Raw genomic sequence first — 23,111 nt, 5'->3', positions numbered from 1 at the left:
CGGACCGGGGGTGCTGCGGCGCCGCGGCAGGACCGTACCGCCCGGGGCGCGGCGCCCAAGCAGGACCGCAGCCGCGCCACCCGGCAGCGCCTGCTGGAGTCCGCCGTGACCTGCCTGGCCGAACACGGCTGGTCGGGCAGCACGGTCAGCGTCGTCGCCGAGCACGCGGGCGTCTCCCGCGGCGCGGCCCAGCACCACTTCCCCACCCGCGAGGACCTCTTCACCGCCGCCGTCGAATACGTCGCCGAGGAACGCTCCCGCGCCCTGCGCGAGCTGCCCGCCCCGGCCGGCGCGCGTGCCGTCGTCGAGGCGCTGGTCGCCCTCTACACCGGGCCGCTCTTCCGCGCCGCGCTGCACCTGTGGGTCGCCGCCTCCAACGAGCCCCAGCTCGGCCCCCGTGTGACGGACCTGGAAGCCCGGATGGGACGCGAGACCCACCGGATGGCCGTCGACCTGCTCGGCGTGGACGAGCGCCGCCCCGGCGTCCGCGAGACCGTCCAGGGCCTCCTCGACATGGCCCGCGGCCTCGGTCTCGCCAACCTGCTCACCGACGACAGCGCCCGCCGCGAGCGCGTCGTGGCCCAGTGGGCCCGCCTCCTGGAGGACAGCCTGCGGGACTGAGCCTCGGGGCACCTTGTCCGGTGCCCCTGTCCGCGGCCTCGTGCTCGTCATCACCGTTGCGGCCCGACGTGCCTCACTCCGCTTCCATGAGACACGCCAGAATGTCTGGAGAACCTGATGCGTCGGGCGGCCAGCGCCACGGGAACCGGCCGCTCGTCGTCCCTAGAGAGCGAGGACGTTGACTGCGGACGGGCCCTTCTGACCGTCCTGGATCTCGAACTCAACGTGTTGGCCCTCAGCGAGGGTCTTGAAGCCGTTGCCCTGGATTGCACTGAAGTGCACGAAGACGTCCCTGCTGCCGTCTGCGGGTGTGATGAATCCGAGCCCCTTCGACTCGTTGAACCACTTCACCTGGCCCTTGAGCTTTGCCATGCACGTTCCTTCGGTTGTGCCAGCAGACCGGCAGCCTGCGGAGCCTGTTGAGCATCCTCCCGGAAGGCTGCCAGGCCAGATGGATCTTCACGCGACTCCGGCCCCAGCTGTGGGGGCTGCGCCCCCACACACCACACGATGGAGTGAACACCAGTCTCGCAGGCCCGACATGTTCGAGGAGGCCGCCGCCACAGCGGTGCGCAGCCCCAGCCTGCAATCTCCGCAACCCCGGCCGTGAACGTCAGGCCGTGTGCTCGCGTTGTCGTAGGGCAGGAGAACCCGGCACCCGCGAAGGAGGGCCCGATGCACCGCCTGCCGCCGCCGGACCCGCGTACGTCGCATCCGGGGAGCCCCGGAATCCCGCGCCGACGCCTGCTGCTCTGTGCGTCCGCCGCCGCGCTGCTTGCGGCCGGGTGCAGCACTGAGGGCGACGGGGACGGCGGACACGAGGACGGCGGTCCCGCGCAGCGCCCGGCAGCGGCGCCCAGCGGCGTCCTGGGCGCCAACTTCAACGAGGACCCCGGCGAGGTCAGCTTCGCCCGGCTGCGGGGCGTCTCCGCGAGCTGGGTGCGGGGCTTCCTGCCGATGCCGCAGGCCGACCGGGGCCCGGTCCGCGAACAGCGCGCGGTGGCCGCCCTGCTGGCGGCGCACGAGCAGCACTACGGCACCGTGCTGTCGCTGAAGTTCCCCTACCGGCAGCGGGCGCTTCCCGCTCCGGGGAGCCGGGCGATGGAGGCCGAGCTGGCCCGGGTGGAGAAGGCGGCCCGCGCGGTGCTGGGAAAGGTCGACATCCTGGTGATCGGCAACGAGCCGTTCCTGGAGAGCCGGCGCGCCGACCGCGAAGGCCCGGCCCTCAACACCTTCTACGAGCACGTGGCCGAGCACGTCGTCACCCACCGCAGGAAACACTTCCCCGAAGGCTGCCGCACCCGCCTGTACATGGGCGCTCTCAACCACCTCGACGACCCCGCCGAGCGGACCGCTGCCACCCGCCGCTGGCTCGGCTTCGTCCACGGCGCTCCGGAGATCGAAGGCGTCGACATCCACCCGCACGTGACCTCGCTCGACGCCGCCCAGCACTACCTGGACTACGTCGTCCCCCGTCTGCGCTCCGACCAGAAGTTCCTCGCGACCGAGTTCTCCCTCGTCCGCCACTGGCGGGCCCACCTGCGGGACCGCATCCCGCCCCGCTTCGCCCGCCGCTACGACGTCGCCCCGGACACCCGGGTCTGGCAGCTCCTGAAGACCGCGGTGGACACCCCGTTCCCCCAGGAGAAATGGGACGCCTTCCTGTCCGCGAGCCCCTGGTTCCACAAGAACCGGCACTACCTGCGGGACCAGGTCCAGCGGTTCCGCGACACCGGAAAGCTCGCCGTGGCCACCTACGGAGTCGCCCAGGCCGACGCCATGGTCCGCGACATCGGCCCCGACAAGCAGCCCTGGCTCCTCAACAGCGTGTACGCCACCCGCACTGTCCGCGCCCACGAGGACGGCGCAACCGGACACACCACGGCCTGGTACGACGACTTCGCGGCACTGCAACGCCCCCGCGACCGCCGCCCGGTCCGCACGAGCCCGACGTCGACCTGAGCCGTCTGCCTCTGCGGACGGATCCCCCGCGAGCGCGGGGTTCTGAGCGGCGACGCGGATTTCGCTGGTTGATCTCCGCTGCTCCACGGACGACCGCACTCCGCGACGCGCCCGACACGCCCACGTCCCGCATCACCTGCGGAACTGTCGCACGCCGAAGACACCGGACAAGACCACGCCCGCGTGCGGTTCCAGTGAGATCGAGTTCGATCAGTTCAATGCGGTTGGCGAGCGTGGTCATGAAGGACTCCCTGCCGACTCGGTGCCGGCGGGGGCGCGGAGTTCGGGTTCCGGGTCCGGTGGCTCATGGTGAGGATGGTGTCCACCAGACGGGCCGGCAGGAATCGTGTGAGGGGGATGATGAAGGCGGCGTCCGTGCCGAGGGTGTAACGGGCGCGCGGGCGGGGTGTGGTCGCCACCCTCGCGATCTTCATCCCGGCCTTCGCCGCCGGTAGGGCGCGTTCGAGGAAGGCTGTGTTGGACGCCACCGTCGCCTCGATGAGGTGACTGTAGAGATGCTGGTGCTCGGTGCTCATCGCGGCGGCGAGTTCGAGAGAGAGGTCACCGCTGCGGGCGGCCATCTCGGTCCGGACGCCGCCGGGCTGGACGACGACGACCTGCACGCCGTGCGCCGAGACCTCGCGGCGCAGGGAGTCGCTGGCCGCTTCGAGGGCGAACTTGGTTCCCGCGTACGCCCCGAAGACCGGCAGTGCGGTCACCCCGCCCACGGAGCTGATGTTGACGATTCTGCCCCGGCTCCGCCGCAGGAAGGGCAGGAGTTTCTGGATGACGGCGATGTGTCCGAAGAGGTTCACCTCGAACTGCTCGCGCCACAGAGCAAGGGGGAGCACCTCGACGGGGGCGTTGATCTCGATCCCCGCGTTGTTGACCAGGACGCGCAGGGCGCGTCGCTCAGGGTCGTCGGCGATCCGCCGGGCGAGGGCCTCGATGTGTTCCGGGACGGTGATGTCCAAGGTGACCGGTTCGATGCCGTCGGCTCGGACGGCGTCAGCCTCGCTGTCGGTGCGTACCCCGGCGAGGACGTGGTAGCCCCTCGCGGCGAGGGCACGGGCTGTCGCGGCTCCGATGCCCGACGAGGCGCCGGAGACGACGACGAGTTCGTCGGCCTTCCGAGGGTTCTTCCGCTGGTCTTTCCGCGAGTCTTCGGGGGGACGGATCACGAGGGCGGGCCCTTTCACGAGGCGGGGATTGCGGACGGGTCCAGGGGAAAGCGCGTGCCGGTCAGGTCCTCCGACACCTCCCACAGTCGCCGTGCCACCGAGCCGTCACGTGCTCGGGTGGACCGTCCGACCGGCGTCGGCGCGCCGCGCATGCCGCAGAGCCGGTCGGGGCCGACATAACTGTCGCCGGGAAGGTCCGCGGTGGCGGCGTAGAGGGTGGGCAGGGCGCCCTCCTCTGCGCTTTGGGCCACGAGTCCGACGAGGAACTTCTCCACGCGCAGACCGAGGGAGGGTTTCCTCTCCGTTCGCAGCAGGTTTGTCGAGGAGATGCCGGGGTGCGCGGCCGTCGAGATGACGGGTGATCCCGCGCGGGTGAGTCTGCGCTGGAGTTCGGCGGCGAACAGGAGGTTGGCCAGCTTGGACTGCGCATAGGCGGCGTGGGGACGGTAGGGCCTGCGCTCCCACTGGAGGTCCGTGAAGTCCAGGGAACCGATCCGGTGCCCGAGGGAGGCCACCGTGACGACCCGCTCCCTGATGCGCGGAAGGAGCAGGTTCGTCAGGGCGAAGTGGCCCAGGTGGTTGGTCCCGAACTGCAACTCGAATCCGTCCGCGGTCCGGGAGAGCGGCCCCAGGGAGAGACCTGCATTGTTGACCAGCAGATCGACGGGGCCCGGAGTGTCGCCGGCGAAAGACCGTACGGAGGAGAGATCGGCGAGATCGAGGGCGCGAACCTGGACCGGTCCCGTCATGGTCGCCGCGGCTGCTTTCCCCTTCTCCGGATCGCGTACGGCCAGGACCACCCGCGCTCCGTGCTCGGCGAGGGCACGGGCCGTGACGAGCCCGATTCCGCTGTTCGCGCCGGTGACGACGGCGGTGCGGCCGGTCAGGTTGGGCAGGACGGCGGGGCGAAATCTGGACATGCCGCGAGAGTAGTCATTGACAACATTGTTGTCAATGGAAACATTCGGTAGGCTGCTCCCATGCCTGACACCACCGAGCGGCGGCCCTACCATCACGGGAACCTCCGCACGGACCTGCTCGACGCGGCGGAGCGCAGCCTGAGGGCGCACGGGGCCGAGCAGCTCTCCCTGCGGGATCTGGCGCGGGACGTCGGCGTGAGTCACGCGGCGCCCCGACGCCACTTCGCGGACCGCCGCGCGCTGCTCGATGCCCTCGCCGAGTCGGGCTTCATGCGCCTGGGTGAGAGGCTGCGGGCCGCGGTGAACGAGATCGGCGACGAGGACGATCTACCCGCCCGCCTGCACGCATTCGCGTCGGCCTACGTCCGATTCGCGACCGAGAATGCCGCGTTGACGGGGCTGATGAACTCCAGCAAGCACCGCCCCGGGGCTACGGCGGTCGCCGAGGCGGCCGCAGCTGCGTTCGGCCAGATCAGTGACTTGATCGAAGACGGCCAGAAGCGCGGCGAGTTGGAGGGGGATGACCCGGAAGACATCGGACTCATCATCTACGCAACCGTTCTGGGGATCACCTCCATGGTCAACAGCGGCATGATCGAGCCCGCACGGCTCGAAGGACTCGTGGGCACCGCGGTGACACAGTTCCTGCGAGGCTCCCGTCCGACGGAGCCGCGCTGACCGAACGGCGAGATCGCACCCCGCACTATCTGCCCCTCGTCCGACGGCGCTCGCTGTCACGGATGGGCGGGATGGTATCCAGCAGGGCGTGAGCCGGGTGACGTCGTTCAGGCCTGCTACGTCCCTTTGAGTACGGGCTTTGAGTACGGGCTTCGCCCGGCCGCCTCTCCGGCTTCGGCTGGAGCGGCTGAATCCGCTCCGAAGGCCATTCGACACGATCCATAGCGAAGCCCTCGCAGCTCGGACAGCGCCGGCTCGGTAACCGAAGACGGCCACCAAGACCAAGCCAACCCATTGAGTTGGGTGCTCTTATGGAGCTGTCTTGTGGGAATCAGGCAGAGCACTCTGCCGCTCACCCGGCAGCGCCAACTCCGCCCAGAGGGTCTTGGTGATCCGGTCGTCCGTCCTGTCGCCCCAGCGGTCCGCCAGGGCGTCCACCAGCAGCAGCCCGCGGCCGGACTCCTCCTCCGGGCCCGGCGGTTCGGCCCCCCCTCCGGGGCGGCAGCGGTTTGTCCGCGCGTGCGTCCGTGACTCCACCCGCAGCCGCCGCCCGGCGGACGCCGTCCCGGTCAACGTCAGGCGCAGCCGGAAGTCCCGGCCGACGCCGCCGCAGTGCCGTACGGCGTTCGCCGCCAGCTCCGCCACGACCAGCGCCGCATGGTGCGAGGACGTGCTGCGGTAGGGGACCGCGTGCTCGTCCAGCCACTGCGTCGCGAGCAGCCGCGCGAGCCGCGCGCCGCGCCGAGTCGAACTGAGCTGCACGCAGAACGTGGCCGACGGCACCTCCGATCCGGCCCCCACCTGGGGTGGCCCGGGCCGGCGAATTTCCTGTGTTCGCGGATTCATAGCGTGACGGTCTCGTCACCCGACTGGCGTGGCCCAGGTCAGGAGCGCGTCCCCCGGCCGTTGGTACGGCCACACGCGCGCTCTTGCGCGGGGATTTACGGGCCGTCCGCCGTGACCGCCCACGGCATGACGGCGTTGACGCGGAGACCCGTAAGAGGGCGCACGAGGACGTGAGAGCGATGACCGACCCGAACCAGCGCACCCCCTCCCCGGAGCCGGACCGGAAGAAGGACGGCCGCGCCGTCCCCGCACGGCCGGCACCCCGCAGCAGCGCAAACGCGAGGACGACCGCCCCGGCATCTGGGTCGGCTACGGCAAACTGCTGCGCAAGTTCCGGCTGGCCGCCGGGTACTCGCAAGAAGCCCTGGCTCCGCTCCTGGGTTACTCGGCGGAACAGCTCGCCTCCGTCGAAGCAGGGCCGCCGCCCCGCGAAGGCGCCGCTCACCCTGGCGGCCGAGCGGGTGCTGGACGCGGGCGACGTCCTCTCGACCCTCCAGGAGGATGTGGACTTCGCCAAACTGCCGTCCTTCTTCCGTGACTTCGTGCTGCTGGAACTCGAGGCGGTCAGCCGGTTCGACTAGGACCCGCTGCTGATCCCGGGCCTGTTGCAGACCGAGGGGTACGCGCGTGCCCTGTTCGAGGGGCACGTGCCCATGCTGGACGAGGATGCGATCGAGGACAGCATCGACGCCCGGCTGAGCAGGCAGAAGATCCTCACCAAGCGGCCGATGGTGGACTTCTCCTTCGTCATCGGAGAGGCGGCGCTGCGGCAGGAGCTGGGCGGTCCGGAGGTGATGAGGGAGCAGTACCGGCATCTGCTCGACCTGGGGGCGCTGCGCAACGTGGCCATCCAGGTTGTGCCGATCGGGCGTGCTTTCCATCCCGGGCTCAATGGGGGCATGGTGATGGTGGAGACGGAGGAGCGGCAGCAGTTCGGGTATTTCGAGTCGCAGGGCATCGGCCACGTGGTGAGTGACTCGAAGCACGTCAGTACATTCGCCCTACGGTATGGCAAGCTGCGGTCACAGGCGCTGAAGGTTGAGGAATCGGGCGCTTTCATCCGGAACTTGGCAGGAAAACGATGACCAACGAGCAGCGACAGTCCCTGTTGCCATGGTTCAAGAGCAGCTACAGCGGCTCTGACGGCGGCAACTGTGTCGAGGTCGCGCAGGCTCCCGCTGCCGTGTACGTCCGTGACTCCAAGGACCGGCGCGGCCCCGTGCTCTCCGTCCCGCCCGCCCAGTGGGCGGCCTTCGTCCTGCGGTTGGCCAGGTAGCGGCCCGAAGAGGCGCGAGACGGCGTGAACTTTCCCGCCTGGGCCGGCATCGAACTCCCTGCAAGATGATCATTTGCACGTCGGGTCCTGCCGGGCGTGCAGGCAGAGAGGGAGAGCATGCGCAAGTTCAAGCGTGCAGCAGTTGTCGGTGCCGGTCTCCTGGCTTTCTCGGGAATCGCCGTCGGCGCTGCCCAGGCTGCTCCGGCGGTCCACCAGGGCGAGGACATCGTCGTTCCCGGCACCAGCATCCAGGACTGCCAGGAGGTCGGCGACGAACTGCAGAACGCGGGCTGGATCGAGGGCTACGCCTGCATGGTGAACTCGGACGGCACCGTCTCGGTCACCCCGTACTACCGGGACTGAGCACCACCGGGACTGACGCCGCCGTCCCGGCTGCCGCAACAGGCGGCGGGGACGGCGGCACCTGGCCGGACATTCTCCGGCGACCAGCTGATCACCGTTGGCCACGCCCTCCGGGCAGTGGTCACTCCACGGGCACCGACCCGATCTCCCGGGCGCGTCCCCGGTCACGACGTGCAGCGTGGTCACATCGTGCACGTCAGGTCGTTCCCCCGTCACCCGTTCAGCGAGAAGCGCTGATGGTGAAGGGCGTCAGCAAACGTGGACGCAGGGCTGGTCGGCCCTCGAACGCCCGCCCTATGCGCATGCCGTGTGGCCTTGAGCTGCCATGGCGTCCGGCAAGTCCCGGGGAACCGGTCTCGCCGGCGTTCGGTCTGGTCACCACAACGCACACACGCTCGATGAGCCAAGGAACCTTGATAGCAACCGTTATGGTCCGTTACGTGACCTGGGAGGTGGCCCCCGCACTGTTGTCAGAGTGACCGCCTGACTACACTCAATTGCCTTTGGGCCGTGGGGGCCGAGCTCGATCCAGGCCGACCGCAGGGCGCCTCCGATCCGTCACTCTGGAGTTGAGCATGGTGAGCAAGCGAACGTTTCGTCAAGCCACGTTCGTCGCGATGGTTGTCGCTGTTTCGCTCGGCCTGTCAGCCTGCGGAAGCGATGACAACTCTGACGCGCGGAAGTCCGACGAGATCGCGGGCGCGGACAAGGGAGGGGCGAAGTCCTCCTCCAGTCCATCACCTTCGACGGCCTCAGAGTCTCGGGATCCACGCTTTGATTTCCCCGAGGGTGTCAAAGTTCTCATCGATCCGGATGAGACCGGTGACAAACAGAAGGACGAGGTACTGCGCGAGCACGGCTACTCGGTCAAGGCGATCTACCTGGCGTTCGCCAAGGCGGATCCTGAGCTTGCGCTCATGCAACGGTATGTATGGGACCGTGCGGGGGAGGTGTGGCGCGGCAACATCGCCGAATACAAGAAGGACGGCAAGAGCATCACGGGGACGATTCGCGTCTACGACCGTTCCGTGCGGATGCAGACCAAGACCATGGCCACCGTCACCTACTGCATGAGCGACCGGGACGCCTACGCCAAGAAGATCTCCTCGGGCAAGATCCTGCGCACCCGGCCGAGCAAGGACGACTTCTCCCAGTACACGGACCGGCTCGAAAAGAAGGACGGCATCTGGAGGGTTCACAAGGCGACATCGCAGATGGGAGTCGCCGCATGCGCGCGTTGACAGGGGTACGAGTCGGTATCGTCACGAGCACAGTGACCGGAATCCTCACGTTCTTAGTTGCCCCCGCGGAGGCCGGCATAGGCGACGGCAAGCAGGTCGATCCGCCGGCGGATGTGGGGCCGTCGGACCGCATTCAGAGCAGGGCAAAGTTCACGGCGCACAATTCGCCGAAGTCTGGTACTCCGATGGCGCCTGTCGGTGGAGCCGACTGGGCCCCGCCGGGGTGCTGGTACGAGCCGCAGTTCACGGCGAAAGAGTTTCAGAGGTTCGCGAAAAAGCAGAGCATGGGGCCTGATGGGTACGGGCGGTTTCTGATCGCCCAGTACGGCAAAGACGACTTCCGTAGCGGCGAGGCAGGCTCGTGGTGGAAGAAGAAGACCAGCGACTCGCCCAACGCCGACTACACCGTCTGTCCCTCCCAGGCGTACGTCTTCCTCGATCCCAAGAAGAAGGCCCCGGCCGACATCCCGGCGCTCAGCCCGAAGATCCTCGCGGGCCTTGCCTATGAGCAGACCCGACTGCCCGCGCCCCCGGTCAAGCTCAGCCCTGCCACCAAACGCCAGATCGTCAATCTCGACACGCACGTGAGATTCGACGCTCCGCAGGACCGCGTATGGGTCACCGCCAGCATCGACTACCTCGGCCTGGATATCGCCGCAACGACCATCGCCACCCCCAAGTCCCTCAATGTCGATGCCGGCACACACGAAGCGGCCCCGCGCACCTGCACGTACGACCTGGAAAAGGTCAAGGGCGGCTATCAGGTCGATTCGAAGGGCGCCGACTGCAACATCAGCTACGAGCGGGCCTCCGGGGATGGCGGCCAGCACGGCACATACCCGTTCACAGCCTCCCTGGTGTGGGACGTGACCTGGACCGACTCCGCCAGCCCCGATGGCCCGCCAGTTGGCGACCCGGCCCTCCCGGACGGACAGTCCACCTACGAGCAGGACGTGACCGTCAAGGAAATCCAGTCCGTCGTCCGCGATTGATCACGTGGTCGGCTGTCTCAAACAGCTATGCAGGAGGTTGCCTTGTCGCACGGTGAAGAACCTGCGCGCCTGCAGTTGAATCACGCCACCAGTTCGGACTACGGGGCGGGGGCCACCAAGGGCGGGAAGGTGCTGGGGATCGAAGTGCCGGAGTTGAAGCTGGCGGCTCCGGTCTTCGGCAAGCAGAGCAAGAAGCTGAGCCGGGCACTGACGACGCTGATCACCACGCTGGACGGCCTGGGCGAGCCGTGGGGCGACGACCCTGTGGGTGAGAACTTCGGTGAGGATTACAAGCCGTACCAGCGGTCCCTCGAAGAGGCGGTGGGGGTGTTGGTGCTCGGGTTGGTGAGTATTCATGAGGCGCTTGATGACATGAAGGACGGGCATGTCGACAACGAGGACTTGATCAAGGGGATGTTCACCAAAGCTGCCCGTGACCGCGGTGACCGGGACGCGGACGGCAAGTAGCACCACACAGGGGGGCGGCGGGGCGTGGGCGCTCTGGAAAAGGCGTGGGAGATCCTCGAGCGGATGGGCCTGATCTGGCCCGACGGGGACGAGGGCAAGCTGCGGGACGCGGCCAAGGCATGGCGCGCGTTCGCGAAGGACGCCGAGGAGGTGCAAGGGGACACCAACCACTCGGCGCAGCGGATCCTGGAGGTCAACAGCGGCGAAGGCGTCGACGCGTTCGAGACGTTCTGGTCCCGCTATGTAGGCCGGGGGGAGAAGGGCTGGCTGCGCAGCCTGCCCGAAGCGGCCCGGGACATGGCCAAGATGCTCGACGAACTCGCCGATGACATCGACGGCACGAAGAAGCAGATCCGCAGCGAGATCGTGGGCAGCGCGGCGGTGATCGCGGCCGGGATCGTGCTGACCGGCCCCACCCTCGGGGCCTCGGACGCGGCGGCGGCAGCAGCGGCGACCGGGATCGTCACCCTCAGCATCGAGAAGTCCACGTCCCTGGCCACACGCGCCGCGGCGCTGGTCGCACGTATCGCGCGGGGTGCGGTCTTCGCCGGGGTGAGCAGTGTCGCCATGGACCTGGCCGTGGCCCAGCCCGCGCGCATCCTGGCCGGACAGCAGGACGGGATCAGCCTGGAGGAGGTCAGCAACGCCGCGAAGTACGGCACCCTGACCGGCGCGGTCCTGGGACCCTTCGCCCCCGGACCGGGGGCGAGACCACCGATGATGCGCCCGCCCGCCTCGCTGCGCGAGAAGCTCATCCCGGGCAAATCCGCGCGGCCGACGGAGAAGGTGCCGGGCGCCGGTGAGCCGGTCGATGTCGCCACCGGCGCGATGTTCATGCAGCTGACCGACCTGTCCCTGCCGGCGTCGCTGCCGCTGGACTTCACCCGTACCCACGTCTCCTCCTACCGGGCCGGGGTGTGTTTCGGCCCGAGTTGGTCCTCCACCCTGGACGAACAGGTCCAACTCGATCCGCAGGGCGTCGTTTTCGCGGCCGCCGACGGCATGCGGCTGGTCTACCCCGTCCCGGAGCCGGGCGTGCCCGTCCTGCCGCAGAAAGGCCCGCGCTGGCCCCTGGAATGGGACGGCAAACCCGACGGCGTGCTGACCGTCACCGACCCCGACAGCGGCGTCACCCGCACCTTCGCCCACCCCGGCCCCACCCAGGAGGAGACAACACTGCGCCTGCCGGTGGAATCCTGGCAGGACCGCAACGGCGCCCGCATCGAGGTGGACCGCGACGCGAACGGGATACCCAGCGCGGTGCGCCACTCCGGCGGCTACCACCTCGCCCTCGAGACCGAGGGACAGCGGATCACCGCCCTGCGGCTGCTGGAGGAGGCCCCCTCGCCGTATGAGCGGGAGCAGGCGCCGGCACCGGCCACGCTGGTGATGCGCTACGGATACGACGAGGCCGGCAATCTGGCCGAGGTGATCAACTCCAGCGGCAAGGCGATGCGCTTCACCTACGACGGTGAAGGACGCATGCTCTCCTGGACCGACCGCAACGGGGTGTGGTGCCGCTTCACCTACGACGAAGCAGGCCGCACGGTCTGCACCGAGGGCACCGACGGCATCTACAACGACACCTTCACCTACGACGACGCCACCCGCACCACCACCTACACCAACGCACTCGGCCACAGCACCGTCTACCACTACAACGACGACGGCCAAGTCACCACCGAAACCGACCCACTGGGCAACACCACCCACACCGAATGGGACACCCGCGGCCACGACCGCCTCTCCCACACCGACGCACTCGGCCACACCACCCGTTACCACTACGACCAGGACGGCAACCTGACTGAGGTGGTGCTGGCCGATCGGTCCCGCACGACCGCCACATACAACTCACTGCACCAGCCGACCGAAGTGACGGAACCAGGTGGCGCATGCTGGCAGCACACCTACGACGAACAGGGCAACCTCACGCGCTCGGTGGACCCGACCGGAGCGGCCACCCGCTACGCATACGACGAGCGCGGCCACCTCACCGCCATCACCGACGCCCTCGACCACACACGCGAGATCACTCCCGACGCGGCAGGACTTCCCACCGCCGTGACGAACGCGCTGGGGCACACCACCCACATCGAGCGCGACACCTTCGGCCGCATCACCTCGATCACCGACCCCCTCGGACACGTCACCCGCATCGCATGGACAGTCGAAGGCAAACCCCGCTGGCGCAAGGATCCCCTGGGTGGCCAGGAATCGTGGGCCTGGGACAGCGAGGGAAACCTTCTTGAGCACACCGATCTCGCCGATCACACCACATCCCACACCCCGGGACCTTGGGTCAGGGCGGCTGCCCGCACTGACGCGGACGGTGCCACCTACGCCTTCACCTATGACACCACGCTCCGTCTCACACGCGTGACCAACCCACAGGGTCTGCACTGGGATTACACCTATGATGCAGCCGGGCGCCTGGCGTGCGAAACGGACTTCAACGGCGCCAGCCTGATCTACGCACACGATCTGGCAGGTCAGTTGACGGCGCGTACCAACGCTGCGGGCCAGACCGTCCGCTATATCCGTGATGTGCTCGGCCGCGTGCTCGAGAAGCACGATGAGGAGTCGGGCACGGTAACAACGTTCGCCTATGACGAAGTCGGCGAGTTGATCCGGGCGAGTGGTCCGGACGCGGACGTAGCAATTGAGCGCGACACGCTCGGACGTGTGCTGAGTGAGACAGTCAACGGTCGCTCCGTCTCGTACACCTATGACGCCCTGGGCCGCTGCACCGAACGCGTCACTCCTTCTAACCTCACCTCAACCTGGACTTACGATGCCGAAGGTCGGCCTCTAGAATTGGCCACCGACTACGGCACTCTTGCGTTCACCCACGATGCGGCCGGCCGCGAGACCGAATGGCGTACTGGAAATGTTGTACTACACCAGGACTGGGATCGGGCCAACCGTCTCACTACTCAAGCGGTGAGGACAGATTCCACGCTTCTCCAGCACCGCAGGTACAGCTACCGCCCCGATGGGTATCTCACCGAGATCCGCGAACTGACGACCGGCACCCGCCGGTTCGACCTCGACTCGGTTGGCAGAGTCACCGGAGTCCACGCCCATGGCTGGCGCGAGGAATACGCTTACGATCCGGCAGGAAATCAAACCGCTGCCGAAGCCCCCTGCCACCCTGCCACCGGGGAACGCCACATCGAGGGCACCCTGCTTCGCCGAGCGGGCCGAAATACTGCCTACACATACGATGAGGCGGGACGTCGAACCACAAAGATCAATCGCCTGCTCAATGGCGAGAAAAAGACCTGGACCTACACTTGGAACGCCGAAGATCGCCTCACGCAGGTGACCACCCCGAACTCCGAGACCTGGACATATGCCTATGACCCGCTAGGTCGTCGCCTCAACAAGGTGGCACCGGACGGCCAAAGGACTGATTTTGTCTGGGAAGGCACTCGTCTGGCCGAACAGACTAGGGAAGATGGACTGGCAACGACCTGGGACTATGCTCCAGGAACCCATCGTCCCCTTACTCAGATTGACCACACGCCACTCTCCCGGAAACCGGGCGTATCTCTCCTCGCCCAACTCTCCGGTCCCACCGCCGGTCGCTCTCGCTTCCACGCCATCCTCACAGACCTCACTGGCACCCCCACGGAACTGATCACCCCGGACGGCCAAATAGCCTGGCAGCATCGCACCACTCTTTGGGGCACTCAACTCCCAGGCCCATCCGCTCAACCGGCAGAGACCGCCTGCCCCCTCCGCTTCCCTGGCCAGTACGCCGATCTCGAAACTGGTCTCCACTACAACCACTTCCGCTACTACGATCCCGAAACGGCTCACTACCTCACCCCCGACCCCCTCGGACTGGCTCCGGCCCCCAACCACCACACATACGTTCACAATCCCCACGCCCGCACTGACCCGCTCGGGTTGTCGCCTTCTCCGAAGGAGCAACATCCGAACAAGGGTAGAATTCCTGATCAGGAGCCGCAGGATTATTACGATCAAATCGCAATGGATGCGGCAAAGCAACCTGCGTCTGGCGAGGTTGTCATGAGAGGATTGGGTGACGAAGGTCGACTCCGGGCTCTGTACGGTGAGGGAGAGTGGGTCAAAATGCAAAGCGTCCTCAAAGGTGGAGATGGGCATCGATTGAGAACGGTACACTGGTTCCGTAACCTGGATACCGGGGCAAATGTAGAATACAAATTCAAGCGAGATTTCCATCAACGGGAGCCAAACGTAAGATGAAGGTACAAGCCGTTGCCCGCACTGGGGCCGCACTTCCGTCCGATGCGCTGAATGAGCGATGGAATATCACGGAATCAACTGAGTTTGCCGTCACTCCTGGGTGCGAGTATACAGTTTTTGGCATTACGTGCGTGAATAATCTTTTCTGGTATTACATCCTCGATGATCGAGAGTTGGGATACCCGGTGTGGCATCCGTGTGCGCTATTCGATGTGAAGGATGGGGCTATTCCTTCATGGTGGATTGCCAACTATTTTCCTCACTATCTGAATGAGCGCTCCGGGACATCGATTATTTCATTTCCCGAATGGGCTGCGGATGCGTTCTTCTATGAGAAGCTCTTCGACGGAGATTCTGCGGCGCTAGCCGCATTCAATGTCGAAGTTGAGCGTCAGTCCTCCATCTGAAGGCGAGCTCGTGTTGCCATGGCGCGAGTGCTGCGTTGCGGGTCATGGACTCGTTCCAGCCGCGAGTGGATCTGTCCAACAGCCCCCGGCGGCCTGTTGGGGCAGGTGGGTGCTTTCGGCGGCGGGGTCGCCGAAGCTGTCGATCACCTTTCACGTCGTCGAGAGGTGCATCGTCCAGGTCGACAACCGTGGCGCTCGCTCCGTGATCACGGGGGTGTCGAGGCTCAACGAACATGAGGCGACCCGTGCCTGCCGCTGGATCTTCTCTCATCCCGCCGGGCGTTCGTGATGCCGGGGCCGCTGGACCTCGATCAAGTTGCTGACCTGCGGACTTTCCTGGACCTGGTGTCTGACCCGCATGCGAGGCGGGGCGGCTGGTACTCGCAGACCGCGACCCTCGTCATCTGTGCCTGCGCGGCCATGTCGGGAGCAAGGAGCGTCGATGAGATTGCGAAGTGGGCGGCGGGGGTCCCGGGCACCGGGCTGGTGGCCACCGGAGTCCAACGTCATCCGCTGCGATGGCGTCGTTCTCCCTCGCAGACCATGATCGGTCGTGTACTGGCGGCCGGCCGACGGTGAGCCCCGGGCCGGGCCATCGGCGCCTACCTCGACGGTCGGAGCTCCACGGGAGCGGCAGGTGATCGCCGTCGACGGCAAGTCGCTGAGAGGATCGGCCCACCTGTCGGTCGGCCGCAGGCACCTGCTGGCCGGCCGTCACCCACCACCGGACCGAGGCCCTCGCCCAGGCGGAGGCCGGAACGATGACGAACGTGGCATACTTCCGGCCCCTGCTCGAACCGGCGAACCGGGACGGCTTCCTCGTCACCTTCAACGCCCTGCCCCGAGTGCAGGGCAAAGCGTTGAAGGCGACATGGCTGGTTGAGACGGAGTATGCCCACTACATCGCCGTGATCAGGCGTATCCAGCCGACTGCCTACCAGCAATTCGCCGCAATGCCCTGGTCCGACATCGCTGACCAGCACGCTGCCTCCTCCATCGGACACGGCCGCCACGAATTGCGCTCCATCAAGACCTGCAGCATGGCCGACGAATCCGGCGGGCCGCCTTGCTTCACGCTCGGCTCCGCCTCCACCGGCGCCGGCAGGCCGGTCGACGCGAAACCCGCGAGACTCTCCACGCCGTCACCAGCCCACGCTCATCAGGCCACCCCGGCCGAACTCGCGGCGCCCTCTGCGGCCACTGGAACATCGAAGCCCTGCACCACGTCAGAGGCGTGACCGACGCCGAGGCCGCCTCGACCCTCCACGCCAGCAGCGGACCCCGCGCCATGCCACACTCCGCAACCTTGCCACCGGTCTGCTCGAAACCCTCGGAGCCACCAACACCGCCAAAGCCGCCCGCGCAGTCCACGACCAGCCCGAACGATCCCTCCCACGCAGCAACCCGGACCCGAGGTAACTTGAGCAAGCCCTCGGGGTGCCGGCGACCGGGCCGGGGGTCAGGCGGAGAAGCCGTCCACCGCGCGGGGGTCCCGGGGGCCGGGGCCGACATAGCGGGCGGAGGGGCGGACGAGGCGGCCGGTGCGCTTCTGCTCCAGGATGTGCGCCGACCAGCCGGCGGTGCGGGCGCAGGTGAACATCGAGGTGAACATGTGGGCCGGGACCTCGGCGAAGTCGAGGACGATGGCGGCCCAGAACTCGACGTTGGTCTCCAGCACCCGGTCGGGGCGGCGGGCGCGCAGCTCGGCGAGGGCGGCCTTCTCCAGGGCTTCGGCGACCTCGAAGCGGGGGGCTCCCAGTTCCTTGGCGGTGCGCCGCAGCACGCGGGCGCGGGGGTCCTCGGCGCGGTAGACGCGGTGGCCGAAGCCCATCAGCCGCTCGCCCTGGTCGAGCTGTCGCTTGACGAAGGCGTCCGCGTCGCCGGTGCGCTCGATCTCCTCGATCATGCCGAGCACCCGGGAGGGGGCTCCGCCGTGCAGCGGGCCGGACATGGCGCCGACCGCGCCGGAGAGCGCGGCGGCCACGTCGGCGCCGGTGGAGGCGATGACGCGGGCGGTGAAGGTGGAGGCGTTCATGCCGTGCTCGGCGGCGGAGGTCCAGTAGGCGTCGACGGCGGCCACGTGCTTGGGGTCGGGCTCGCCGCGCCAGCGGCGCATGAAGCGCTCGACGACCGTGTCGGCCTTGTCGATCTCCTTCTGCGGCACCATCGGCAGGCCCTGGCCGCGCGCGGACTGCGCGACGTAGGAGAGGGCCATGACGGCGGCGCGCGCCAGGTTGTCGCGGGCGGTGCGCTCGTCGATGTCGAGCAGCGGTTCGAGGCCCCAGACCGGCGCGAGCATGGCGAGCGCCGACTGGACGTCCACCCGGATGTCGCCCGAGTGCACCGGGATGGGGAACGGCTCGGCGGGCGGCAGGCCGGGGGTGAAGCCGCCGTCCACGAGCAGGCCCCACACGCTGCCGAACGACACGTGGCCGACCAAGTCCTCGATGTCGACCCCGCGGTAGCGGAGCGAGCCGCCTTCCTTGTCGGGTTCGGCGATCTCCGTCTCGAACGCGACGACTCCCTCGAGCCCGGGTACGAAGTCGGACATCTGGCGGCTCCCTCGTGAAGCGCCGTCAGTGCGGGCTGACGGCGGACGACCTCTGGCGTGGCTGCTCGGGGCAGCGGTCTGGCGTGGCTGCGCTGAGGCAGCGATTCGGCGTGGGCTGCACGGGGCAGCGTGGTCTGCGGTGCGGGCGCGGCTGAACGGTTCCGCTGCCGACCTCGCGGCTCACGGACCGGGCCGTCACCTCGGTCATGCCCGCCCCGACGGATGGTCACGCTCCCTTGCCTGTGGCCTGGAGCACGCTGGGCGGAGCGGCAACGATAGCTCTTGGTGTACGGCTGCCACAGCTCTCGGGGCAGGATTCTGGTGGTTCCGGCAGCTGCGCGGGAGGGTGAGATGAGGCACAGGGGCCGATTCCGGGCGTTCAGGTGTGCGACCCGCGTCCACCGGGCAGACTGTCCGACCGCGGCCGGGGTGGATGCTGCAAGATAGCGGCGTGCCTCACGCCGATGACGTTGACGACGCTGCCGCCGACCCCGCCGACGCAACCGCCACCACGGATCCGACGGATCCGACCACGCTCGATCCCGCCGCGATGCGGGCCCACTACCGGGACGAAGGGCTCAGCGAGAGTGAGCTGGCGCCCGATCCCTTCGCGCAGTTCACGCTCTGGTTCGCCCAGGCCACCGCCAGCGGGCTGCACGAGCCCAACGCCATGATCTGCGCCACCGCCGACGAACACGGCCGCCCCAGCACCCGCACCGTCCTGCTCAAGCGCCAGGACGAGCGGGGCTTCGTCTTCTTCACCAACTACGGGTCCCGCAAAGGCCGCGAGATCGAGGCGAACCCGTACGTCTCGCTGCTCTTCCCCTGGCACGGCATCGCCCGGCAGGTGATCGTCTCCGGTACGGCGGAGCGCACCGGGCGCGACGAGACGGCCGCCTACTTCCGCACCCGCCCGCACGGCTCCCAGCTCGGCGCCTGGGCGAGTGAACAGTCCTCGCGGGTGGCCTCCCGCCAGGAGCTGGACCGGATGTACGCGGAGCTGGCCGCGCGCTACCCGGAGGGGGAGGACGTTCCGGCCCCGGCGCAATGGGGCGGCTACCGGGTGCGGCCGGAGTCGGTCGAGTTCTGGCAGGGCCGGGAGAACCGGCTGCACGACCGGCTGCGCTACAGCCGCTCGGAGGGCGGCGGCTGGGAGATCGAGCGGCTCTGCCCGTAGCGGGCGGTCCCGCTCGTGCCGGTCCCGCGCGCTTCGTGGCGGCTCCCGGGCCCGGACGGGCCCGGGCCGCTGCCGGGCCTCCGCCGGACTTCCGCGCGGCGGCCGGACAGGTTCGGGAGGGCGGCAGCACGACGGCAGGAGAACAGCAGACGGCCCGTGGGCGACTCCCTCCGCCTGCGCGAGGTGCGCGAGGCGGACGGCGTCGGTCGGACGAGTCCGACGAGCCCACGGGCCGGGTGACTGCTGTGGATTGGCCGGCGAACCGGCGTCACGCTAGTGGCGTCGGCTTCAGGCCGCAGCCACCTCACACGTCCGGTGATTGATCATCAGCCGGATCACCTCCTTTCCTGTGTACTCCCCACCGTAGGCACCGCCCCCCGGGGGCGGCAATCGAATTTCGGGGCGGCAACGATTTCCGGGAACCCGCTGTGCGGTCCGTCACGTTCGAGTTGAATGATCCGTACACGTGTCGTGGCGCTCCGCGACGGGCGCCGCGCCGCGACCTGCGGGCGGACGCACAACCGACGGACAGCCACAGCGACAAGGGGGTGCCGAGGTGGCCGCTCGACCCGAGACTCACTCCGCGTCGTCCTCGGACGACGAGGGCGGGCCCGACGACGAACTCCTGCTCGCCGCGCTGCTCGACGGCATGGACGCGGCACTGTGCGCCTTCGACGCCGACGGCGTGGTCACCCACTGGAACCGCGAAGCCGAGCGGATGCTGGGCTGGACGCAGGAGGAGGCCGTCGGCCGCGAGGGACTGGCCGGCTGGGCGGTGCGCCCGGCCGACGCGCCGGAGGTCGAGGGCCGGCTGCTCGGCGCGATGAGCTCGCCCGGCCGCCAGGTCCACGAGTTCGCGCTGCTGACCAAGGACGGCGGACGGGTGCTGGTGCGCATCCAGTCCTCCGGCGTCACCGGCGCTGACGGGCGGCCCAAGGGGGTCTACTGCGCGTTCAGCGAGGTGCACGCACAGATCGACCTGGAGCGCTGCATCGCGCTGAGCGAGGCGCTGCTGGAGGACGCCTCGTGGGGCGTCGTCCTGGTCGACGCCGACCTGCGACCCACCGTCGCCAACGCGTCCGCGGCCCGCGCCTTCCGGGTGCCCGCCCGCGCCGCCATGCTCGGCCGCCCGCTCGGCGAGCTGCTGGAGCAGGGCATGGAGGAACTGGAGGGCGCGCTCCAGCATGTGCTGGGCGAAGGCGCGCCGCCCGGTCCCGCCGAGATCTGGGTGACGCTGCGCCCGCCCGCCGACCGCGCGGGCGGCGGTGCCGACGCGGCGGACACCGGTCGGGGGGACGGCGCCACAGCGCAGGACGGCTCCGGCGGCCCAGGCCGCAGCGGCGGCTCCGGACGCACGGGCGCGGGGACCGATGGGGACGACGCGGGCGCCGTTCCCACGGAGTCGGCCCGCCGCCGCTGCTGGCGCAGCGGCTTCCTGCGGCTGGCGTCGCCGCTGGCCGAGGAGCCCGTGCCGCTGGGGGTCGCCTGGCTCTTCCAGGACGTCACCGCGCAGAAGCGGGCCGAACGGGAGGCCGCCCAGCTCCGCTTCCGGGCCAGCCAGCTGCACCGCGCGGCGCGTGCGGCGGCCGAGTGCGCCGACCCCGCCGAGGCCGCCTGCCTGCATCTGGAGTTCGCGCTGGCCGGTTTCGCCGACCACGCGCTGCTCGACCTGGCCGCCGACCCCGGACCCGAACCCTCGCGCACCCGGGACGCCTCGCTGGACGCGCTGCCGCCGAGCGACCCGCGGCTGGTGCGGGCCGCGCTGACCCCCGCGGTCGAACGCGGGCGTCCGCCGTTCATCGAACCGGGCACCGCCAGCGGCATCCCCGTCGCCTACCCGGAAGGGCATCCGGCGCTCCAGGCGTACCAGCGCTGCACCTCGGTGCGGGCCAGCAGCGGCGAACACCGCGGGCCGGATGCGGTGGAGTGGGCCCGGTCGCGCAAGTGGCCGCGGGGCAGCGTGCACGGGCTGTGCACGGTGCTGCGCTGCCGCGGCCGGTCGCTCGGCGTGGTCACCTTCCTGCGGGACGCGGGCCGCCGCCCCTTCGACCGGGAGGACGCGGACTACGCGGAGCAGATCGCCGCGCACGTGGCGGCCGCGGCCGATCTGGCGGGCGTGCTGGAGCACGGTCGGCGGTAGAAGCCGGCGGTGGAAGTCAGCAGTAGAAGATCCGGTCCGCGTACTCGGCCATCACGCGGGCGTTCCAGTCGTGTCCGCCGTCCACGTTCCCGGAGCGCAGCATGGGCGGCTCCACGCCGCTGCGGGCCAGCGCCCCGGTGGCGGTGGCGACGATGGCCTGCATCACCGCGCTGGTCACCACCGTGGAGGCGGGCGCGAACGGCGCGTCGACGCCCTCGGCGGTCAGTTCGGCGTCGCCGAGCGGGATCCGGCTGTCGACGACGAGGTCGCAGTGGTCCTTGAGGAAGGTGCCGGTGGTGTGCCGGGACCGGGTCTGCTCCGCGTACGCGACCGAGGTGACGCCGATGACCTTGAGGCCGAGTGCCCGGGCGTTGAGGGCCAGCTCCACGGGGAGCGGGTTGCGGCCGGAGAGGGAGATGATGATCAGTACGTCGCCCGCGCGGGCCGGGCTGGAGTCCAGCGCTGCGGCCGCCAGCCCGGAGACCCGCTCCAGGGCGCTGCCGAGGGTGGCGGGACGCACGTCCACGCCGACCGCGCCGGGGACGTTGAGCAGGTTCATCACCGCGAGGCCGCCCGCCCGGTAGACGGTGTCCTGCGCGGGCAGCGAGGAGTGGCCCGCGCCGAAGGCGAAGATCCGGCCGCCCTCGGCGACCGTCTGCGCGAGCAGCTCGCCCGCGGCCTCGATCCCGGCCGCCTCCCCGTCCCTGACCTCCTGGAGCAGCGCGACGGCCGCGTCGAAGAAGTCCTCGGCCAGCGTGTTGTGCGCCTGCTCCGGCAGCTCGGCCTTCTCGCCCATCGCGCGCCCTTCGCGTCCGTGGTCCCCGCAGCCCTCGTCCGTGCTGCCCGCGGCCCGGTTCCGTTGTGTAGTACGCCGCTCACGTTGCGGTCCGTACGGCGCTCACGTTGAGGTCTGGACCTTTCTTCTGTCAACCGCTTCTGTCAACCGCCGGGTGCCCGCCCGCCGGTCCGGCTCGCGGGCGGGACGGCGCGGTTGTCGGTGCGATGCGTCAGAATTGCCTGAGGGCCACCGCACGAGCTGACTAGGGGCTACGCAATGTCAGGACTCATCGACACCACGGAGATGTATCTCCGCACCATCCTGGAGCTTGAGGAGGAAGGTGTGGTCCCGATGCGTGCCCGCATCGCCGAGCGCCTGGACCAGAGCGGTCCCACGGTCAGCCAGACCGTCGCGCGGATGGAGCGGGACGGACTCGTCACGGTCGCCGGGGACCGCCACCTGGAGCTGACGGACGAGGGCAGGCAGCTCGCCAAGCGCGTGATGCGCAAGCACCGGCTGGCGGAGTGCCTGCTGGTCGACGTCATCGGCCTGGAGTGGGAGCAGGTGCACGCCGAGGCGTGCCGCTGGGAGCACGTGATGAGCGAGGCGGTCGAGCGCCGGGTGCTGGACCTGCTGCGGCACCCCACCGAGTCGCCGTACGGCAACCCGATCCCGGGCCTGGAGGAGCTGGGCGAGACGGCCGAGGCCGACCCGTTCCTCAACGAGGGCCTGGTCAGCCTCAACGACGTGGAGACGGACGGCGACGGCAAGACCGTCGTGGTCCGCCGGATCGGCGAGCCGATCCAGATGGACGCGCAGTTGATGTACACGCTGCGGCGGGCCGGTGTGCAGCCCGGCGCGGTCGTCAGTGTGAACGCGGGCTCCGCGGGCGGCGTCCAGGTGGGCAGCAGCGGCGAGGCGGCGGAGCTCGGCACGGACATCGCCGCGCACGTGTTCGTGGCCAAGCGCTGAGCGTTGGCCGTCGCCGTCACCGCGTTCGGGCGGGGCGCCGGGGCCGGCTTCTCGGCGCCGTGGCGCCGTGCGGCGGTTGGCCGCTGACCAGGTCTGCCCGTGCTGGTCTTGCTGGTCGTGCCGGTCGCCCGGCGCGCGGGACTGGGCATGCGCCTGCCGGGACGGCGGCCCGCTGTGCCGGGCCGCCGCGGGGGCGCGTCCGGCCGCGAATGCTCCGGTTCCGGTTCGTCGCGCCCCGGCGCTGACCAGTGCGCCCTGCCGCCCACTGAGCGCCGGGCGCCGCCCGCGGGGATGGGCGTCTT

22 protein-coding genes are annotated in these 23,111 nt (G+C 69.2%); 16 read left to right on the top strand and 6 right to left on the bottom strand.

Features of this window, described 5'->3' with window-relative positions:
- Positions 1-90 precede the first annotated feature (90 nt).
- Positions 91-621 carry a TetR/AcrR family transcriptional regulator gene (locus ACFYMO_RS29880; RefSeq protein WP_070032733.1) on the top strand — a complete coding sequence of 177 codons (531 nt, stop codon included), beginning with the start codon at positions 91-93 and terminating at the stop codon, positions 619-621.
- A 162-nt stretch (positions 622-783) separates the two neighbouring features.
- Here ACFYMO_RS29880 and cspE read toward each other — a convergent pair whose 3' ends face one another.
- Positions 784-993 (bottom strand): transcription antiterminator/RNA stability regulator CspE, encoded by a 210-nt coding sequence (cspE, locus tag ACFYMO_RS29875; RefSeq protein WP_366771148.1) that lies wholly within the window; start codon positions 991-993, stop codon positions 784-786.
- A gap of 303 nt (positions 994-1,296) precedes the next feature.
- Between cspE and ACFYMO_RS29870 the strand changes: the two genes are divergently transcribed.
- Positions 1,297-2,583 (top strand): hypothetical protein, encoded by a 1,287-nt coding sequence (locus tag ACFYMO_RS29870; protein WP_388550302.1) that lies wholly within the window; start codon positions 1,297-1,299, stop codon positions 2,581-2,583.
- A 215-nt stretch (positions 2,584-2,798) separates the two neighbouring features.
- On the opposite strand, the gene ACFYMO_RS29865 is transcribed toward ACFYMO_RS29870, so the two are convergent.
- Positions 2,799-3,764: an SDR family NAD(P)-dependent oxidoreductase gene (locus ACFYMO_RS29865; RefSeq protein WP_388550299.1), complete on the bottom strand. Its 966-nt coding sequence runs from the start codon at positions 3,762-3,764 to the stop codon at positions 2,799-2,801.
- A 14-nt stretch (positions 3,765-3,778) separates the two neighbouring features.
- Complete coding sequence (locus ACFYMO_RS29860) at positions 3,779-4,684, bottom strand: oxidoreductase (protein WP_388550296.1); 906 nt, start codon at positions 4,682-4,684, stop codon at positions 3,779-3,781.
- Between the two features lie 60 nt (positions 4,685-4,744).
- Here ACFYMO_RS29860 and ACFYMO_RS29855 point away from each other — a divergent pair, with 60 nt between their 5' ends.
- A complete protein-coding gene (locus ACFYMO_RS29855; protein ID WP_366771144.1) occupies positions 4,745-5,362 on the top strand; it encodes a TetR/AcrR family transcriptional regulator in 618 nt (205 codons plus the stop codon).
- A 309-nt stretch (positions 5,363-5,671) separates the two neighbouring features.
- Here the strand turns inward: ACFYMO_RS29855 and ACFYMO_RS29850 are convergent, their stop codons facing one another.
- The gene (locus ACFYMO_RS29850) at positions 5,672-6,208 is read right to left on the bottom strand and encodes an ATP-binding protein (RefSeq protein WP_388550293.1); all 537 of its coding nucleotides are present in this window, start codon (positions 6,206-6,208) and stop codon (positions 5,672-5,674) included.
- Positions 6,209-6,506: 298 nt separating this feature from the next.
- Here ACFYMO_RS29850 and ACFYMO_RS29845 point away from each other — a divergent pair, with 298 nt between their 5' ends.
- The 10 genes from ACFYMO_RS29845 to ACFYMO_RS29800 all read left to right on the top strand — a co-directional run bounded on the left by ACFYMO_RS29845 (position 6,507) and on the right by ACFYMO_RS29800 (position 16,429).
- A complete protein-coding gene (locus tag ACFYMO_RS29845) occupies positions 6,507-6,746 on the top strand; it encodes a multiprotein-bridging factor 1 family protein (protein WP_388550380.1) in 240 nt (79 codons plus the stop codon).
- 67 nt (positions 6,747-6,813) lie between these two features.
- A complete protein-coding gene (locus ACFYMO_RS29840) occupies positions 6,814-7,293 on the top strand; it encodes a DUF5753 domain-containing protein (RefSeq protein ID WP_388550290.1) in 480 nt (159 codons plus the stop codon).
- Positions 7,290-7,484 (top strand): DUF397 domain-containing protein, encoded by a 195-nt coding sequence (locus ACFYMO_RS29835; protein ID WP_388550287.1) that lies wholly within the window; start codon positions 7,290-7,292, stop codon positions 7,482-7,484. Before ACFYMO_RS29840 ends, ACFYMO_RS29835 begins: the two co-directional genes overlap by 4 nt.
- 117 nt (positions 7,485-7,601) lie before the next feature.
- Complete coding sequence (locus ACFYMO_RS29830) at positions 7,602-7,847, top strand: hypothetical protein (RefSeq protein WP_019359492.1); 246 nt, start codon at positions 7,602-7,604, stop codon at positions 7,845-7,847.
- Between the two features lie 575 nt (positions 7,848-8,422).
- On the top strand, positions 8,423-9,088 hold the full coding sequence (locus tag ACFYMO_RS29825) for a hypothetical protein (RefSeq protein WP_366771140.1): 666 nt from the start codon (positions 8,423-8,425) through the stop codon (positions 9,086-9,088).
- The gene (locus ACFYMO_RS29820; RefSeq protein WP_388550284.1) at positions 9,076-10,080 is read left to right on the top strand and encodes a hypothetical protein; all 1,005 of its coding nucleotides are present in this window, start codon (positions 9,076-9,078) and stop codon (positions 10,078-10,080) included. Before ACFYMO_RS29825 ends, ACFYMO_RS29820 begins: the two co-directional genes overlap by 13 nt.
- 69 nt (positions 10,081-10,149) lie before the next feature.
- The gene (locus ACFYMO_RS29815) at positions 10,150-10,548 is read left to right on the top strand and encodes a hypothetical protein (protein ID WP_388550377.1); all 399 of its coding nucleotides are present in this window, start codon (positions 10,150-10,152) and stop codon (positions 10,546-10,548) included.
- 24 nt (positions 10,549-10,572) lie between these two features.
- Positions 10,573-14,784, top strand: a complete 4,212-nt coding sequence (locus ACFYMO_RS29810; RefSeq protein ID WP_388550281.1) for a DUF6531 domain-containing protein — start codon at positions 10,573-10,575, stop codon at positions 14,782-14,784.
- The gene (locus tag ACFYMO_RS29805) at positions 14,781-15,191 is read left to right on the top strand and encodes a hypothetical protein (protein WP_366771136.1); all 411 of its coding nucleotides are present in this window, start codon (positions 14,781-14,783) and stop codon (positions 15,189-15,191) included. Before ACFYMO_RS29810 ends, ACFYMO_RS29805 begins: the two co-directional genes overlap by 4 nt.
- 761 nt (positions 15,192-15,952) lie before the next feature.
- Entirely contained in the window at positions 15,953-16,429 is a 477-nt protein-coding gene (locus tag ACFYMO_RS29800; protein WP_366771135.1) for a hypothetical protein, read from the top strand.
- Between the two features lie 221 nt (positions 16,430-16,650).
- On the opposite strand, the gene ACFYMO_RS29795 is transcribed toward ACFYMO_RS29800, so the two are convergent.
- Positions 16,651-17,742 (bottom strand): citrate synthase 2, encoded by a 1,092-nt coding sequence (locus ACFYMO_RS29795; protein ID WP_366771134.1) that lies wholly within the window; start codon positions 17,740-17,742, stop codon positions 16,651-16,653.
- 550 nt (positions 17,743-18,292) lie between these two features.
- Here ACFYMO_RS29795 and pdxH point away from each other — a divergent pair.
- Entirely contained in the window at positions 18,293-18,919 is a 627-nt protein-coding gene (gene pdxH, locus ACFYMO_RS29790; protein WP_388550375.1) for a pyridoxamine 5'-phosphate oxidase, read from the top strand.
- Between the two features lie 556 nt (positions 18,920-19,475).
- The gene (locus tag ACFYMO_RS29785; protein ID WP_366771133.1) at positions 19,476-21,059 is read left to right on the top strand and encodes a PAS domain-containing protein; all 1,584 of its coding nucleotides are present in this window, start codon (positions 19,476-19,478) and stop codon (positions 21,057-21,059) included.
- 16 nt (positions 21,060-21,075) lie between these two features.
- Here ACFYMO_RS29785 and ACFYMO_RS29780 read toward each other — a convergent pair whose 3' ends face one another.
- On the bottom strand, positions 21,076-21,855 hold the full coding sequence (locus ACFYMO_RS29780; protein ID WP_366771132.1) for an SIS domain-containing protein: 780 nt from the start codon (positions 21,853-21,855) through the stop codon (positions 21,076-21,078).
- Positions 21,856-22,113: 258 nt separating this feature from the next.
- On the opposite strand from ACFYMO_RS29780, the gene ACFYMO_RS29775 reads away from it, so the two are divergent.
- Positions 22,114-22,809: a metal-dependent transcriptional regulator gene (locus ACFYMO_RS29775; RefSeq protein WP_360291841.1), complete on the top strand. Its 696-nt coding sequence runs from the start codon at positions 22,114-22,116 to the stop codon at positions 22,807-22,809.
- Positions 22,810-23,111: the final 302 nt, after the last annotated feature.

Source organism: Streptomyces sp. NPDC007025 (assembly GCF_042869455.1).
Classification (GTDB): Bacteria; Actinomycetota; Actinomycetes; order Streptomycetales; family Streptomycetaceae; genus Streptomyces.
This window is presented reverse-complemented; position numbering and strand designations above follow the sequence as displayed.

What these genes read in the sequence shown, in the direction of transcription:
- ACFYMO_RS29860 (WP_388550296.1), bottom strand. Translation starts at nt 4,684, where the DNA reads ATGTCCAGATTTCGCCCCGCCGTCCTGCCCAACCTGACCGGCCGCACC.
- ACFYMO_RS29780 (WP_366771132.1), bottom strand. Translation starts at nt 21,855, where the DNA reads ATGGGCGAGAAGGCCGAGCTGCCGGAGCAGGCGCACAACACGCTGGCC.
- ACFYMO_RS29775 (WP_360291841.1), top strand. Translation starts at nt 22,114, where the DNA reads ATGTCAGGACTCATCGACACCACGGAGATGTATCTCCGCACCATCCTG.
- ACFYMO_RS29800 (WP_366771135.1), top strand. Translation starts at nt 15,953, where the DNA reads ATGACGAACGTGGCATACTTCCGGCCCCTGCTCGAACCGGCGAACCGG.
- ACFYMO_RS29795 (WP_366771134.1), bottom strand. Translation starts at nt 17,742, where the DNA reads ATGTCCGACTTCGTACCCGGGCTCGAGGGAGTCGTCGCGTTCGAGACG.
- ACFYMO_RS29820 (WP_388550284.1), top strand. Translation starts at nt 9,076, where the DNA reads ATGCGCGCGTTGACAGGGGTACGAGTCGGTATCGTCACGAGCACAGTG.
- ACFYMO_RS29825 (WP_366771140.1), top strand. Translation starts at nt 8,423, where the DNA reads ATGGTGAGCAAGCGAACGTTTCGTCAAGCCACGTTCGTCGCGATGGTT.
- cspE (WP_366771148.1), bottom strand. Translation starts at nt 993, where the DNA reads ATGGCAAAGCTCAAGGGCCAGGTGAAGTGGTTCAACGAGTCGAAGGGG.
- pdxH (WP_388550375.1), top strand. Translation starts at nt 18,293, where the DNA reads ATGCGGGCCCACTACCGGGACGAAGGGCTCAGCGAGAGTGAGCTGGCG.
- ACFYMO_RS29835 (WP_388550287.1), top strand. Translation starts at nt 7,290, where the DNA reads ATGACCAACGAGCAGCGACAGTCCCTGTTGCCATGGTTCAAGAGCAGC.
- ACFYMO_RS29830 (WP_019359492.1), top strand. Translation starts at nt 7,602, where the DNA reads ATGCGCAAGTTCAAGCGTGCAGCAGTTGTCGGTGCCGGTCTCCTGGCT.
- ACFYMO_RS29850 (WP_388550293.1), bottom strand. Translation starts at nt 6,208, where the DNA reads ATGAATCCGCGAACACAGGAAATTCGCCGGCCCGGGCCACCCCAGGTG.
- ACFYMO_RS29855 (WP_366771144.1), top strand. Translation starts at nt 4,745, where the DNA reads ATGCCTGACACCACCGAGCGGCGGCCCTACCATCACGGGAACCTCCGC.
- ACFYMO_RS29805 (WP_366771136.1), top strand. Translation starts at nt 14,781, where the DNA reads ATGAAGGTACAAGCCGTTGCCCGCACTGGGGCCGCACTTCCGTCCGAT.
- ACFYMO_RS29870 (WP_388550302.1), top strand. Translation starts at nt 1,297, where the DNA reads ATGCACCGCCTGCCGCCGCCGGACCCGCGTACGTCGCATCCGGGGAGC.